Here is a 14,425-nt window from a genome sequence, read left to right on the forward strand (position 1 = left end):
GCCGTTTTTTTCTAAGGGATAATTCACTACTGGTATAGATATTTTGTGAACAACAGGTCGGCGATGATAGTACGTCCTGTTTCTGGCAGCAGTGTATTATTCAGCTGTTCTACTAGGGTTTTACGAAGATCTTCACGGCCAGCTAATGACTTAATCACATCTTCGTTTTGTTTGCCCAATAGCTCGACAACCGCATCTCTAATTAGAGGCTGGTGCTTTTCTATTAGTGGTAAATCGGCGCTGTTGCTCACCATGACATCAATACGCACTTGGATATACCCCAACTTTTTACCCTTGGTGTAGAAATTTGTGGTCACATCCGGCTCAAGAGTGAAATAAGCCAGTTTTGGTGCTTCTTCATCAGCAATAACCAAACTGGAAAACAAAAGGCCAAATGCGAGTATTATCGGAGATAGGTATTTTCTAAGCATATGTCTATTAATTCTTTTCTCTGTTCAAGATACTCGAACCGCCCGAGTCTTGTTACAATAGAGCATCTTTTTGTAAATAAAAATACTCTATTAGGTTTCATGTCCTTGGTTTGAGACCATGAGCGGACTTTCTTTCGAGACTACTGCTCGCTGTATTGAATATTAGTATGAATCAATCAATTTCGCTGTACCTGACTGCTTTAAGCCAAGTGAACTGGTTATCGCCAGACGAATTCACATTTCCAGATCCTAATGCAAAAGCTTGGTTGCTAGAGCAGGGGTCACTTTCCCGTCGATTATCGGACAACTGTCAACAACTGACGGTTGAGTTGCTACACAACCAGTGGGTGGAATCTTCGTTTCTGGACAAGAGCGAATCTGAACTGTTGCCAACAGAACCGTGTCTTTTGCGAAAAGTCATTCTACAAGGAGATGGTAAGCCTTGGATAGTCGGAAGAACATTGATTCCAAAATCATCAGTTCAGGATCAATCGCATAATCTTGAACTCCAAGGTGAAATACCACTTGGACTGACAGTATTCAGTGCTGATAATGTTAAGCGCGATGAGTTGTTGGTGGGGTGGGCTGAAACACCAGATGGCTTGCTTTTAGCGCGACGTTCACGTTTATGGATGAACAATAAACCTATGTTAGTGGCTGAATTATTTCTGAGTGATTCCCCTGCTTATTTTTTCTAAGGAGCAAGTATAAATGAGCGCTGTAAAGGCAAAGGCGTATTGGCAGCTAATGCGAATGGATCGTCCTATTGGTTCATTGCTGCTTCTGTGGCCTACCATCTGGGCACTTATTTTATCGGCTCAAGGTTTTCCAGACATCAAGGTTCTTATCGTATTCGTCTTAGGTGTCTTTATGATGCGTTCGGCTGGATGTGTGATCAATGATTTCGCCGATCGAAAAGTCGATGGGCATGTAAAGCGCACGTCTCAGCGTCCTTTACCATCAGGAAAAGTGTCAGCAAAAGAGGCGGTGATTTTGTTCCTCGCGTTATCTATTGCGTCGTTTCTGTTGGTATTGACCATGAATCCGCTGACAGTTCAGCTTTCCTTCGCGGGTTTAGTGCTTGCCTTCATCTATCCCTTTATGAAGCGATTTACTCACTTGCCTCAGCTGTTTCTGGGTTTAGCCTTCAGTTGGTCTATTCCTATGGCATGGGCTGCACAGGCTAATGAACTGCCGTTAATTGTCTGGTTTGTTTTTGCGATTAATGTGGTGTGGACCGTTGCTTACGACACCCAATATGCCATGGTCGATAGAGATGATGATTTGGTCATTGGCATAAAGTCGACAGCCATTCTCTTTGGCCGGTATGACAAAATGATCATCGGTGGCTTACAGCTTCTGACGATTGCGATGCTGATTATGCTAGGCAATTATTATCAGTTGGGTGCGAGCTACTATTGGGGCTTGCTAGTGGCTGGCGGATTGTTCGTTTATCAGCAGCATTTGATCCGTCATCGAGAAAGACAGCCTTGTTTTCAGGCATTCTTAAACAACAACTATGTGGGCATGGTCGTTGCGGCTGGATTGCTGATTTCATACTTCTGATTCAAAAACAAAAGGCATCCATTGGATGCCTTTTTTATCTTCGCTATTTTTATTTCACAAGATGCTGGTCGTATTGATAAATACTTTCTTGAATGGTCAGCCTTACTTCTGGATAAAGCATACCGTATAACTTCTTAGCCAGACGTTTTGTCTGCTCAACGTTACATTCACCATCATTGTCTAAATAGCCTTCCGATTTCAACGTCACAAACAGTGCTGAGAACACACCTTTGTCGAAGAACTCTGGAGCGTTAATGCCGTGCAGACGACCGAGACGCTGAGCAATCTCTTGGCTCTTCGCTTCTAAATCTGACTTACCAAGTTCTGGGTTCTCTACTAGCAAGTTCAGAGCAATCGCATAACGTTGCAGTGTTTCTGAAATCGTGCGACCTAGCAGCATCAACACTTGGGTTTTCGCTTGGTTAATCGTAACCATACCATAATTAATTGAGATTAAATCTTGGCGTTGTAACTCATCCAAGTAGTGTGTCACTTTCTCAGCTAATTGCTCGCTATCAAGACTTAGGAAAAGCTCTTGTTTCAAGAACGGGTAGATAAGCGCAACATTTTCCTGAATTTTCTCTACGCTGAGTTTCTGCTGACGAATCAGCATTTGAGCAATCAAAGACGGCAGTGCAAGTAAGTGAATGATATTGTTGCGATAGTAAGTCATCAGAATCGACTGGTTACGATCTAAAGAAATAATGTCGCCCATGGTATCGGACTCAATCACAAACTTGTCGAGCGATTCGGCATGATTCACCAAGCTTTCGGCATTGTCATCAGGAATCGTAGAAGTGTTGGAATAAGGAACATTACGCAGAATGTTCAAGTAGCAATCAATCTGGTTGATCAGTGTGTCTCTCGATAGAGCACGTTGACGAGAAGCAAGTAGAGCCGTTGCACACAACGTTAGCGCATTAGTTGCTGCTGCGTCGTTAATGTGCGTCATCATCTTAGTCGCAAGCTTGTTCACCACTGGGTTCATCCATTGTGGTTTCGTTGCTCCGATAGGGTCGATATCTTGAGTCCAAGTCGGTACTTGCTCATTCAAGAATTGGTTCAATGGAATTGGCTCACCAAAGTTCACATAACCTTTACCGAAGTTACGCAGTTTGCGAATAGTACGCAGTACTAAACCCGCGTTCTCTTTCTCTTTTTGCTTACCGCGCAGTTCTTTGGCGTAGGTACTGACTTCCATTACGTGCTCGTAACCAATGTAGACTGGCACAAGTGTTACCGGGCGATTTAATCCGCGCAGCATCGCTTGAATGGTCATTGCCAGCATACCTGTTTTCGCCGTCAGCAAGCGACCTGTACGTGAGCGGCCACCTTCACTGAAATATTCAACCGAGTAACCTTTAGAGAACAACTCCGCTAGGTATTCACGGAAAATGGTGGAATACAGCTTGTTGCCTTTAAAGCTGCGACGCAAGAAGAATGCTCCACCACGGCGGAATATCGGGCCTGCTGGGAAGAAGTTTAGGTTGATGCCCGCAGCAATATGCGGTGGTACTAAGCCTTCGTTGTACAAAACGTAAGACAGCAGTAAGTAGTCCATATGACTGCGGTGACAAGGAACATAAACTATCTCATGCCCGTCTTGCGCCAAGCGGCGTACGGTTGAAGCATTGTTGATGTTTAAGCCTTGGTATAAACGGTTCCAAAGCCAGCGCAAAACACGACTGCCTTTTTTCACTAAGGAGTAAGAGAAGTCTGCCGCAATTTCATCCATGATGTCATGGGCAGCTTTGCGAGCCTTCTCAATTGAAATGTTTTTAGCTTGGGCCTCGTCCCGAATCGCTTTATCAATCGCAGGGGACTGCATCAATCGGCGGAACAACACTTCTCGTTGAGGAAGATTAGGACCGGAAGCCGCTAATTTCTGACGAGAGAAGTGAATACGTGCCACGCGAGCGAGTTTATGTGCAATGGCTTCATCAGTACCGTGCGAATTTGCCATATGACGCAGTGATACCACTGGGCTAAAGCGCACCAAACAATCTCGTCCAGCGAGAATAACCGCTTGTGCTTTCTGTAAACCATTCATGGGTTGCAGGTATGGCTTTTCGCTGCCTTCTTTGCCCGGTTTTCTTCCCCATAGAACCGATGCTGGAATCACTTGTACATCAAGTTCTTGATCATTGTGATGTAGAGCCAGAAGCTCAGTGAACGTTGCGATGGAATCGCTTGGTACATGGCTATCATTCTGTAGCAACGTCGGACGAGAAGAGATAAACACGTAACGTTTTAGAGTCTTACCCTGAATTTCTAGTGGAGAAAGTGGATCCGGCAAGCCTGCGTCTTTCGCGTGAGTTTGCAGTGTCAGCAAATCAATATTTGAACGGAAAGGTAGTACGTAAATGATTGGCTTGCTAATATCGATGCCGATATCTTCAATCGGATTTGAAGGAATTACAGTCCCTTTTACTAGTAGCGTTGTCGGTAACTTTAAAAGCGAACGTGATAGTGATTGTCCAGAAGACATAAGAGTTCAAAGCCTCAAAAATCAGTACAAAAACTCAAGAGTATTTCCGTGTTCCTAAACCATAGGAGAAGGAAAATGGAGATGCACCTAAGTAGGTCTATATTTTTCGAGCTGCAAGAATACCAGAAACTGGTCAAACCTTTTAATTTTATTCAGTGATGTTTGATTTTTGCGCGGATATTCTGAATTTTTTTCAGATTGATTTTGCTAATACGTGGAACAGTAGTGTGTATAAAAAGAACCCCCAAGGGCTAATGCGCCTTTTTAAAGCAACAGGTTATTCGTACAAAGGTATCTGTGCGGCATTCAAACATGAAGCGGCCTTTCGTGAAGAAGTATTGCTAGCGGCTGTCGCCATTCCTTTCGCCATTTGGTTAGATGTGTCGCAAGTTGAACGCATTCTAATGATATCGAGCGTGCTACTGATTGTGTTGGTGGAGTTATTAAATAGCGCACTGGAAGCGGTGGTCGATCGTGTTGGTCAGGAGCACAATGAGCTATCAGGACGAGCCAAAGATATGGGGTCTGCTGCGGTATTTATTGCGATGATTATTGCTGGTTATATTTGGCTCGAAGCCCTATTTATCTAAAAAATAAGCAATTGGCTTTGCATTTAATTAATTACTGGATATACTCACAGTCAACTGTATAAAAAAACAGGTGAACTATGAAGCCGTTAACGCCACGCCAGCAACAAGTTTTTGATCTAATCAAAAGCAAAATAGATGAAACAGGAATGCCACCGACTCGTGCTGAAATTGCACGTGAACTGGGTTTTCGTTCTGCAAACGCAGCAGAAGAACATTTGAAAGCTCTTGCTCGTAAACAAGCAATTGAAATTGTGCCGGGAGCTTCTCGTGGTATCCGTATTCTATTGGAAGCGGCGAACGAAGAAGAGCAAGGTTTACCTCTAATCGGTCGCGTAGCGGCTGGTGAGCCTATCTTGGCTCAAGAGCATGTAGAATCCCATTACCAAGTGGATCCAAACATGTTCCGTCCACACGCTGATTTTCTATTACGCGTTCACGGCGAGAGTATGAAGGACATCGGTATTTTGGATGGCGACTTACTTGCTGTGCATAAAACTCAAGACGTACGTAACGGTCAAGTTGTTGTGGCTCGAGTTGAAGATGATGTGACGGTTAAACGTTTAGAGCGTCGTGGTTCAAAAGTGTTACTTCATGCTGAGAACGAAGAGTTTTCTCCAATTGAAGTCGATTTAACCTGTCAGAATCTATCTATTGAAGGTATTGCGGTTGGTATTATTCGTAATACTGACTGGATGTAATCATACCTTTCTGGCGTTATTTTTAGGTTTCACATCTGCGCGATGTATTCGAAATTTAAAGATTTGCAAATCTAATTGATATTCATTATCATCTTCTTTGTCGCGATACAAGGAAGATGATGATGCGCTCCCCCCACAAGCAAAACTCACAACGCTATCAAATCCCTACCAGTTTGGTTCAACCACTATGGCTACGCGGTCGTGAAAGCTTGGTCGATAACGGCCTTGTTTATGATCCTATTGCAGCCACCGCCTGCCAACGTTGTCATTTAGCACCGGATTGCATCAGTGGCGATATCGATCAGAAGCAACTCCTTCATGTCACCCTCACTCAACTGTGTGACAAACAAGTACATCAATTTTTAGATGCACATCCTGATGGATGGATTGTTAACGTCGGTGCTGGCTTGGATACACGTTTCTACCGAATTGATAACGGACGTTGTCATTGGATTGAGTTGGATGTGACTGAGAATCTGGTGTGGCGACAAAAGCTGTTTCACCGCAGTGAACGATATTTACATCAGTGTGGAAGTGTTGGGGAAATTGATTGGTTAGAACGTTTACCAATCCCAGAGTACGCGGCAGTTTTAATTCTGTGTGAACATGCGCTACTTGATTGTGATTCGATACAAGCATCGAGATTTATTCGATCTTTAGGACTCAATTTTGCTAATGCGAGCGCTTGTCTAGTGCTGGCAGGAGATAAAACCTGTACCCCCTTGGGACAGAAAATGGGTTCAGGCACGTATGCTCATGGATTTGCTACTCCAAAACAGGCGGTGATGAATTGTTTACCTTGGGCGCGACAAGTAACAATGGCTTCCCCATTAGATAGCAATTGTGGGCGTTGGAAATTCTGGCAACGTGTATTGAGTAAATTTGCTGGATTAAAACAACGATTTACACCAGTTGTTGTTCAAGTACATTGGTAGACGGTCGTAGCCGATAATCCTTAACTTAGTTACACTTTGTTCTCTAATGCAAGGAGCAAAGTAGTGGCATTCTTTATTCAAACTCTCTCTGATCGAGCTATGCATAGACAGGTACTGCTGCTAGCAATACCTATGGTGCTGTCAAACATTACTGTTCCTTTACTAGGTTTAGTCGACGCTGCGGTTATTGGGCATCTTGAACACGCTTGGTATCTGGGGGGTGTTGCTTTAGGTAGCACTATGATAAGCGTTGCCTTTTGGTTGCTCGGCTTTCTTCGAATGTCCACCACAGGACTCACCGCTCAGGCCTTTGGTGCCAATGACCCACAAAAACTGGTGCGAGTTTTACTTCAAGGCTGCTTGATGGCTTTAGGATTTGCCGTTGTTTTTCTTCTCCTTCATCGATTCATTTCCAACTGGATATTTTCGTTCAGTGATGCCAGTGAGCAGGTGAAATTTTATGGACAGCAATATTTTGTTATTCGAGCCTGGAGCGCACCAGCGTCGTTGATGAACTTTGTCATACTCGGCTGGTTGCTCGGTACACAGAATTCTAAGGCGCCTATGTGGATGGTGATTATCACGAATATCACCAATATTGCTCTCGATATCCTGTTTGTTGTTGGCTTCGGCTGGAAAGTCCAAGGCGCGGCTGCCGCTTCGGTTATCGCCGATTATGCCGGACTGAGCTTTGGTCTTCTTTGTATATGGAAGTATTGGCAAGCGAATCAATTACCGAGTCTGTGGAGCAAAATTCGTGGCAGCAGTGAAGGTTTGAGTCGTTTTGTAAAACTCAATCGAGATATCTTTCTTCGTTCTTTGTGCTTACAAGCTGCGTTTAGCTTTATGACATTCCAAGGCGCAGCGTTTGGTGACCATACTGTTGCAGCCAACGCCGTTCTTATGAGTTTTCTTATGATGATTTCCTATGGGATGGATGGGTTTGCTTATGCGATGGAAGCCATGGTTGGTAAAGCGATTGGAGCGAAAAGTGAAACACAACTAAAAGCGGCGATGGTTGGTAGTGCCTTTTGGTGCGTGATCATCTGTACTTTGCTAACGTTCGCCTTCGGTTATTGGGGATCGGCACTGATCCACTTGATCTCGGATATTCCGCAAGTACGAGAAGAGGCGAACGTCTATTTACCTTGGCTGGTTGCAATGCCTTTGTCTTCTATGTGGTGTTTCTTACTTGATGGTATTTTTATTGGGGCGACCAAAGGTAAAGAGATGCGTAACAGTATGGTGATATCGACAACGGCGTTTTTCTCAATGTTCTATTTGTTTTCGCAGTATGGAAATCACGCTTTATGGCTGGCCATGCTCAGTTTTATGATAATTCGCGGGTTAAGTCTGGCTATGGTTCTGGCTGGGCAGTGGAAACGAGGGGTCTTCTTTGCTTAACGCTGTTGTTTTCTGAACCAATAAAAAATCGCAGCCTATAGAGCTGCGATTTTACGTTTAACGGATGCTTCTGTTTTACTGTGAAAGCTAAAATAGGCGATTTAGACCATTCAATGCGGCTACGCGATACGCTTCTGCCATTGTCGGGTAGTTAAAAGTGGTATTGACGAAATACTCGATGGTATTTGCTTCCCCCTTTTGTTCCATGATGGCCTGACCGATATGGATGATTTCCGCAGCTCGTTCACCAAAGCAGTGAATACCTAAAATCTCTTTCGTTTCACGGTGGAAGAGAATCTTCAAGCTGCCAACATCTTTGCCTGAGATCTGTGCTCGTGCCAAGTGTTTGAATGAAGAACGACCCACTTCATAAGGTACTTTCGCGGCTGTTAATTCTTGCTCTGTTTTACCAACCGAACTGATTTCTGGAATGGTGTAAATACCCGTTGGGATATCTTCAATCAGTTTGTTGGTGGCTTGTCCTTGAGAAATCGCTTGAGCAGTGAAACGACCTTGGTCATAGGCTGCACTTGCAAGGCTTGGATAACCAATCACATCGCCCACAGCGTAAATATGGTTGACCTCTGTCTGGTAGTTGCTGTTAACACTTAGCTGACCGCGAGAATCCGCTTTCAGCCCAACCACTTCAAGGTTGAGTTTGTCTGTATTACCAGTTCGCCCGTTCGCGTAAAGCATACAGTCAGCTTTCATCTTTTTACCTGAGTTCAGATGAACGATAACACCATCTTCCGTACCTTCGATTTTGCTGTATGTCTCGTCGTTACGAATAACCACGCCGCTGTTCCAGAAGTGGTAAGAGAGTGCATCTGACGTTTCGTTGTCTAGGAACGAAAGCAAGCGGTCGCGTGTGTTGATTAAATCTGTTTTTACCCCTAAACCACGGAAGATAGAAGCATATTCACAACCGATGACACCTGCGCCATAAATAATGATGTGTTGTGGGTCGTGCTCAAGGTTCAAGATAGAGTCACTGTCATAAACGCGTGGGTGGCTGAAATCCACATCAGCAGGGCGGTAAGGGCGTGAGCCAGTAGCAATAACAAATTTATCTGCGGTGTAGTTTTCAACCGTGTGATCGCTTTTTGTTACTGCAACAGTATTGGAATCGACAAAACGTGCTTTACCAAAGATTAAGCTGCACTGGTTACGGTCATAAAAGCCTTGGCGTAGACGAGTTTGCTTATCAATAACGGTTTTAGCATGCCCAAGGATAGTTGAAAAAGTAGAGTGAAGACTTGAGTTGTTGTTGCAGAACAAAGGGTTGCTATTAAATTCAATAATACGGCTAACCGCATGACGCAATGCCTTGGAAGGGATAGTTCCCCAGTGTGTACAACCACCGCCTACGCTGCTTTCTTTTTCAATAATGGCGACATTCATCCCTGCTTTGGTTAACCCCATTGCAGCACCTTCACCGCCAGGTCCACTACCTATTACGATGACGTCAAAGTGGTTATTCAGTGCCATAGATGATCCTTGTTATAATTTGGTTAACATTGCGATAGCGAGATTTTAACTGATATGTGCTAAGCGTGAAACTTAAACCCCTTATAGAGTGGAGAGGATCACGAGATTAAAACAAATATCGTCGATTTAACGCTTAAGTCGGGCAGTTGATGAAAAATGCAACGGTTATGTTAGGAAATTGTCTGATGCTTCAAAATGGTCTGTTTTGCCTCTTAGACATGTTGGTTAATCGCGCTATAGTAGGCGACTTTAGTGACTGACTTGGCAGGGCTTGGCTTAAAATGAAATCCACGGGAATTCGCGCACAACAGAAAGAAAAAACGCGTCGTTCGCTGATTGATGCGGCATTTAGCCAATTAAGTGCTGATCGTAGTTTTTCGAACTTAAGCTTACGTGAAGTCGCACGAGAAGCGGGGATAGCCCCAACCTCTTTCTATCGCCACTTTAAAGATATGGATGAATTGGGTTTGACCATGGTTGATGAAGGCGGATTGTTACTGCGCCAGCTTATGCGTCAAGCACGCCAGCGTATTGTTAAAGAGGGAAGTGTGATTCGCACTTCAGTAGAAACGTTTATGGAGTTCATCGAAAGTAGCCCAAACGTGTTTCGTCTATTATTGCGGGAACGTTCTGGTACTTCGTTTGAGTTTCGTGCGGCAGTAGCGCGTGAGATTCAGCATTTTTCTGCCGAACTTTCTGAATATCTGATAGCGACAGGTATGAATCGTGAAGAAGCCATCACTCAAGCAGGTGCTTCAGTCACATTAGTATTTAGCTCTGGTGCAGAAGCATTAGACTTAGATCGACGTGATCGCGATGAGCTCGCAGAACGTCTGATCATGCAACTGCGAATGATAGCCAAAGGGGCTTTCTGGTATCGCAAAGAACGTGAACGAAATCGACTAAAAGGCGGGATGAATTAATGTCAAATGAAAGTAGCGGCTCAATCAATCATGGTTCAGAACGTAAAACACTGATACTTGCGTTAATCGCGGGTATGTGTGGTGACTCTTTACTGTCTTGGATGACCATCAGTGAAGTCTCTTTTTCTATTTTCCCTGTTATCGCTTTGGTGCTGTCTGTGCAGGCGTTGTATCAGGAATACCTACGTAATCCAGTTGCGGAAGACATTCCACTAGTAGGTTTGGCGTGCTTCTTTGTCGGTGCGTTTGGCCACTCGGCATTTGTTAAGGCTCAGTATCCAGAAGCGGGGTCTAACTTCTTTTCGATCATCGTAGCTTTGCTGCTCTTGTTATGGGTTGGAAAGAAGCTAGGATTTATCGGTCATTCTGAATAAGTGCACATCAGCTAATTACAAAAGTTAATTACAAAAAAACGAGCCAATCGGCTCGTTTTTCTATTTGTGAACTTTGGTTTTAAGCGTGAATTACGCTTTTCGCTCTAGCATTACACCCGCTTCCATGTGGTGGGTGTATGGGAACTGGTCAAACAGAGCAAAGCGAGTCACCTTATGTGTCTTACATAAAACATCTAAGTTTTCTTTTAGTGTTTCTGGGTTACATGAGATATAGAGAATGCGCTCATAGCCCTGCACCATCTTACAGGTATCAATATCCATTCCTGAGCGAGGCGGATCGACAAAGATGGTGTTGCAGTTGTAACTTTTTAAATCGATGCCTGCATCTTTCAGGCGGTTGAATTCACGTTTGCCTTCCATTGCTTCGGTAAATTCTTCTGCTGACATGCGAATGATTTGTACATTGTCGATTTTGTTAGCAGCAATGTTGTATTGTGCTGAATGTACCGATGGTTTTGCCAACTCAGTTGCCAAAACTCGCTCGAAGTTTTGAGCCAGTGCTAATGAGAAGTTACCGTTACCACAGTAAAGCTCTAGCAAATCGCCTTTGCTTTCTTGGGTACAATCGACAGCCCACTCCAGCATTTTTTCTGCGACTTTACCGTTTGGCTGAGTAAAACTGTTTTCAACTTGTTGGTAGATATAAGGTTGGCCGTTCACGTTCAGCTTCTCAATCACATAATCTTGGTCCAGCACAATCTTCATTTTGCGCGCACGTCCAATAATGTTCAGATTAAAGCCTTCATTTTGCAGTGTTTGTTTGAGCGCTTTAGCTGCCACAATCCACTCTTCATCAAGTTGACGATGATATAGAAGAGATACCAGAACTTCACCACTCAGAGTGGATAAGAAGTCCACTTGGAAAAGTTTACGGCGCAGAGTGTCGTTGCCTTTCATGGCGTCTATCAGCAGTGGCATTAAGTCATTAATAAGGCGACTTGCCGCAGGGAATTGATCAACACGGTATTTTTCGCGAGTTTGCTGGTTGAACATGATGTAGTACATATCATCACCTTCATGCCAGATACGAAACTCAGCGCGCATACGGTAAAACTGAGCCGGGGACTCAAAGACTTCCAACTCAGGCACACCATAAGATTCAAACATCTCTCCTAGTCGAGTGATCTTCTCATCCAGTTGCGCTTGGTAGTTGTCTGGGTTTACATCAAGAGTCGCCATTGCTTTACCTTTTTCTGGTACGTTCAAATAAAGAGCGCAGATTTTATTCAATCTCCCGCTCATGTCCAGTACTCTGACTAAATTGATAGCTTTATCGATCGTAAAAACTATAGCTTATACCAATCTAAGCTAGACAAGTTATCGATTGCTCAATACTATCAACCGCAAGCTGGTGTTATTTAGAAGCCTAGATGGCTAAATAAATAAACTTAAAAGGGAATCTGGTGGAAATCCAGAACTGACGCGCAGCGGTAAGAGAGAACGAATACTCAAATGACACTGCAATTTGTGGGAAGTCGAGTTAGTAGGTTAACAGCTCTCAAGTCCGAACACCTGCCAGCAGCTGAGCAAACCAATGGGATGGACCCATGCTCGGTAGGATTAACGCGATTTAGGACAATATAATGAATAAATCCCTTCTAGCGGTGGCAGTGGCGTCGCTGTTTTCTCATACCTCTTTTTCATACGCACAAGAAGCGACAGCTGATGAAACTGTTGTTGTAACGGCGAATCGTTTTGAAACTAAAGTAAACGAAACAATCGCACCAGTTGAAGTTGTCACACGTGAAGAAATTGATGCGATTCAAGCTCAATCACTAACGGACGTATTACGTCGTTTACCTAGTGTTCAGGTAGTGAACCAGGGTGGTGTAGGCCAAAACTCTGAATTGTATATTCGTGGGCGCGCCAGTAAAAACGTTTTGGTCATGATTAATGGTGTTCGAATCGGTAGTGCAACCTCGGGAGCAGCGGATTTGTCAGCTATTCCTCTGAACGGTGTGGAGCGTATTGAAGTACTGCGTGGTCCTCGTGCAGCGGTATACGGCTCAGATGCAGTTAGTGGTGTAATTAATATCATCACCACAAAAAACACTAACGGTTTTAACTCTGTTAAGTCTGGTTTTGGCAGCGATGGCGCGTACGATGTTGGAGCAAACTTTTCTACCGTTTCTGACTCCGGAAGTTGGTTTAACGCGTCTGCAACGTATAAAGCTGCAGAGGGGTATAATATAAAGCCATCAAGTAAAAACAGTTTCGATGCCGACAATGATGGCTTTCAGTCACAGTATTTATTAGTCGATGCAGGCACTAAGGTTTCTGATGAGCTGACTTTGAAAACGAATGGTTACTATCAAAAGCAAGATTCGGAGTTTGATAACTCTTGGGGCGGTGTTGATAGTACTGACAGCGATTTGTATAGCTTAGCGACTGTAGGTGAGTACAAAAAAGATAAATTGAACAGCCACTTTACATTAGCGACTAACCAAGATGACGCAGAGTCCTCTGGTCAAGGTGAATCAAGTCGATATACGACAAATCGATACGTAGCGTCTTGGGATAACCTATACGCAGTAAGTGATATTCTTTCTGTAGTCGGTGGCGCCGAGTGGTACGAAGATAAAGTTAAAGTAGAAGGCAAAAACTACACTCAAACCGATAGAGATAATGCGGCTCTTTATGTGGGTAGCTATCTAAATAAAGGTGACTTTTCAGCGGAGAGCAACTTCCGTTGGGATGATAACAGCGCTTACGGCACTTTCTGGACATACCAATTTGGCTTGGGTTATCAGCTTACTGAATCGCTAAAAGCTGTTGGTTTATATGGTACATCTTTCAAAGCACCGACGTTTAACCAACTTTATTATCCTTTGGAATGTGGTTCTTATGGTTGCTACCAAGGTAACGCTAACCTAGTTCCAGAAGAAACAGAAAGCTCAGAGATTGCATTAGAGGGCAATTTTGAATTGCTAACTTGGCGTTTAGCTGGTCATTACAGTGAAGTCGATAAAATGATCGCGAGTAATGGAACAACCAACGTCAATGTGAATAAAGCAGAGATAAAAGGTGTTGAAGTAAGCGGTCAGTTTGATACAGGACCTTTAGCTCATAACTTGTCTTATGACTACCTTGATACTAAAGATAAGTCTACGGGTAATGAATTGGTTCGCAGAGCCAAGCATAGTGCGAAATGGAATATGACATATTTGCTAGATGCTTGGAGATTTGATGTCAGTTATCTCTATCAAGGAAAGCGTTACGACGATGCTAAAAATACAAAGGAGCTAGACCCATATTCATTGGTCGATATCGCCACTTCGTATTATTTTGATAGCGGTGTAACTCTCAGCGGTAAGATTGGTAACGTGTTCGATGAAGATTACGAGACTGCTTTGGGATATAAAACTCAAGACCGTAATTACTACGCAAGTATTGCATACCAATTCTAACGAATCCTCAAACCGCCTTCGGGCGGTTTTTCGCTATTTGGCGTTTTAACAATCATTGCCAATTGATATAGAGCGAGTATGATCGCTGCGTTATCGTTGT

At 43.7% G+C, this 14,425-nt stretch carries 13 protein-coding genes and 1 riboswitch; of the genes, 9 read left to right on the top strand and 4 right to left on the bottom strand.

Annotated features, from left to right (window positions below; all coding sequences use genetic code 11):
• Nucleotides 1-26 precede the first annotated feature (26 nt).
• Nucleotides 27-431: a flagellar basal body-associated protein FliL gene (locus AAGA51_RS00520; protein ID WP_042489737.1), complete on the bottom strand. Its 405-nt coding sequence runs from the start codon at nucleotides 429-431 to the stop codon at nucleotides 27-29.
• Between the two features lie 167 nt (nucleotides 432-598).
• On the opposite strand from AAGA51_RS00520, the gene AAGA51_RS00525 reads away from it, so the two are divergent.
• Both AAGA51_RS00525 and ubiA read left to right on the top strand, forming a co-directional pair.
• Complete coding sequence (locus AAGA51_RS00525; RefSeq protein WP_042489735.1) at nucleotides 599-1,129, top strand: chorismate lyase; 531 nt, start codon at nucleotides 599-601, stop codon at nucleotides 1,127-1,129.
• Between the two features lie 13 nt (nucleotides 1,130-1,142).
• A complete protein-coding gene (gene ubiA / locus AAGA51_RS00530; protein ID WP_042489733.1) occupies nucleotides 1,143-1,997 on the top strand; it encodes a 4-hydroxybenzoate octaprenyltransferase in 855 nt (284 codons plus the stop codon).
• Nucleotides 1,998-2,046: 49 nt separating this feature from the next.
• Here ubiA and plsB read toward each other — a convergent pair whose 3' ends face one another.
• On the bottom strand, nucleotides 2,047-4,485 hold the full coding sequence (gene plsB / locus AAGA51_RS00535; RefSeq protein ID WP_042489731.1) for a glycerol-3-phosphate 1-O-acyltransferase PlsB: 2,439 nt from the start codon (nucleotides 4,483-4,485) through the stop codon (nucleotides 2,047-2,049).
• 254 nt (nucleotides 4,486-4,739) lie between these two features.
• Here plsB and AAGA51_RS00540 point away from each other — a divergent pair, with 254 nt between their 5' ends.
• The 4 genes from AAGA51_RS00540 (at nucleotide 4,740) to dinF (ending at nucleotide 8,112) form a co-directional block, all read left to right on the top strand.
• The gene (locus AAGA51_RS00540; protein WP_167828622.1) at nucleotides 4,740-5,075 is read left to right on the top strand and encodes a diacylglycerol kinase; all 336 of its coding nucleotides are present in this window, start codon (nucleotides 4,740-4,742) and stop codon (nucleotides 5,073-5,075) included.
• A gap of 77 nt (nucleotides 5,076-5,152) precedes the next feature.
• Entirely contained in the window at nucleotides 5,153-5,773 is a 621-nt protein-coding gene (gene lexA / locus AAGA51_RS00545) for a transcriptional repressor LexA (RefSeq protein WP_042489729.1), read from the top strand.
• Nucleotides 5,774-5,895: 122 nt separating this feature from the next.
• Nucleotides 5,896-6,708: a class I SAM-dependent methyltransferase gene (locus tag AAGA51_RS00550; protein WP_081878780.1), complete on the top strand. Its 813-nt coding sequence runs from the start codon at nucleotides 5,896-5,898 to the stop codon at nucleotides 6,706-6,708.
• A gap of 99 nt (nucleotides 6,709-6,807) precedes the next feature.
• Complete coding sequence (gene dinF, locus AAGA51_RS00555; RefSeq protein WP_042489797.1) at nucleotides 6,808-8,112, top strand: MATE family efflux transporter DinF; 1,305 nt, start codon at nucleotides 6,808-6,810, stop codon at nucleotides 8,110-8,112.
• An 87-nt stretch (nucleotides 8,113-8,199) separates the two neighbouring features.
• Here the strand turns inward: dinF and sthA are convergent, their stop codons facing one another.
• Complete coding sequence (gene sthA / locus AAGA51_RS00560) at nucleotides 8,200-9,600, bottom strand: Si-specific NAD(P)(+) transhydrogenase (RefSeq protein WP_042489725.1); 1,401 nt, start codon at nucleotides 9,598-9,600, stop codon at nucleotides 8,200-8,202.
• Between the two features lie 281 nt (nucleotides 9,601-9,881).
• On the opposite strand from sthA, the gene fabR reads away from it, so the two are divergent.
• Entirely contained in the window at nucleotides 9,882-10,523 is a 642-nt protein-coding gene (gene fabR / locus AAGA51_RS00565) for an HTH-type transcriptional repressor FabR (protein WP_042489723.1), read from the top strand.
• The gene (locus AAGA51_RS00570; RefSeq protein WP_042489721.1) at nucleotides 10,523-10,897 is read left to right on the top strand and encodes a YijD family membrane protein; all 375 of its coding nucleotides are present in this window, start codon (nucleotides 10,523-10,525) and stop codon (nucleotides 10,895-10,897) included. Before fabR ends, AAGA51_RS00570 begins: the two co-directional genes overlap by 1 nt.
• Before the next feature lie 90 nt (nucleotides 10,898-10,987).
• Here AAGA51_RS00570 and trmA read toward each other — a convergent pair whose 3' ends face one another.
• A complete protein-coding gene (gene trmA / locus AAGA51_RS00575) occupies nucleotides 10,988-12,097 on the bottom strand; it encodes a tRNA (uridine(54)-C5)-methyltransferase TrmA (RefSeq protein ID WP_042489719.1) in 1,110 nt (369 codons plus the stop codon).
• A 153-nt stretch (nucleotides 12,098-12,250) separates the two neighbouring features.
• A riboswitch (cobalamin riboswitch) is annotated at nucleotides 12,251-12,452 on the top strand.
• 49 nt (nucleotides 12,453-12,501) lie between these two features.
• On the opposite strand from trmA, the gene AAGA51_RS00580 reads away from it, so the two are divergent.
• The gene (locus tag AAGA51_RS00580; RefSeq protein ID WP_042489718.1) at nucleotides 12,502-14,325 is read left to right on the top strand and encodes a TonB-dependent receptor domain-containing protein; all 1,824 of its coding nucleotides are present in this window, start codon (nucleotides 12,502-12,504) and stop codon (nucleotides 14,323-14,325) included.
• The last annotated feature ends 100 nt before the right edge of the window (nucleotides 14,326-14,425 follow it).

Origin of the sequence: Vibrio diazotrophicus (assembly GCF_038452265.1) — a bacterium.
Lineage (GTDB): Bacteria > Pseudomonadota > Gammaproteobacteria > Enterobacterales > Vibrionaceae > Vibrio > Vibrio diazotrophicus.

Excerpts from the sequence above, each read along its gene's own strand:
- AAGA51_RS00525 (WP_042489735.1), top strand. The coding sequence starts at position 599 with ATGAATCAATCAATTTCGCTGTACCTGACTGCTTTAAGCCAAGTGAAC.
- AAGA51_RS00540 (WP_167828622.1), top strand. The coding sequence starts at position 4,740 with ATGCGCCTTTTTAAAGCAACAGGTTATTCGTACAAAGGTATCTGTGCG.
- plsB (WP_042489731.1), bottom strand. The coding sequence starts at position 4,485 with ATGTCTTCTGGACAATCACTATCACGTTCGCTTTTAAAGTTACCGACA.
- AAGA51_RS00570 (WP_042489721.1), top strand. The coding sequence starts at position 10,523 with ATGTCAAATGAAAGTAGCGGCTCAATCAATCATGGTTCAGAACGTAAA.
- lexA (WP_042489729.1), top strand. The coding sequence starts at position 5,153 with ATGAAGCCGTTAACGCCACGCCAGCAACAAGTTTTTGATCTAATCAAA.
- AAGA51_RS00580 (WP_042489718.1), top strand. The coding sequence starts at position 12,502 with ATGAATAAATCCCTTCTAGCGGTGGCAGTGGCGTCGCTGTTTTCTCAT.
- ubiA (WP_042489733.1), top strand. The coding sequence starts at position 1,143 with ATGAGCGCTGTAAAGGCAAAGGCGTATTGGCAGCTAATGCGAATGGAT.
- AAGA51_RS00520 (WP_042489737.1), bottom strand. The coding sequence starts at position 431 with ATGCTTAGAAAATACCTATCTCCGATAATACTCGCATTTGGCCTTTTG.
- dinF (WP_042489797.1), top strand. The coding sequence starts at position 6,808 with ATGCATAGACAGGTACTGCTGCTAGCAATACCTATGGTGCTGTCAAAC.
- AAGA51_RS00550 (WP_081878780.1), top strand. The coding sequence starts at position 5,896 with ATGCGCTCCCCCCACAAGCAAAACTCACAACGCTATCAAATCCCTACC.
- trmA (WP_042489719.1), bottom strand. The coding sequence starts at position 12,097 with ATGGCGACTCTTGATGTAAACCCAGACAACTACCAAGCGCAACTGGAT.
- sthA (WP_042489725.1), bottom strand. The coding sequence starts at position 9,600 with ATGGCACTGAATAACCACTTTGACGTCATCGTAATAGGTAGTGGACCT.
- fabR (WP_042489723.1), top strand. The coding sequence starts at position 9,882 with ATGAAATCCACGGGAATTCGCGCACAACAGAAAGAAAAAACGCGTCGT.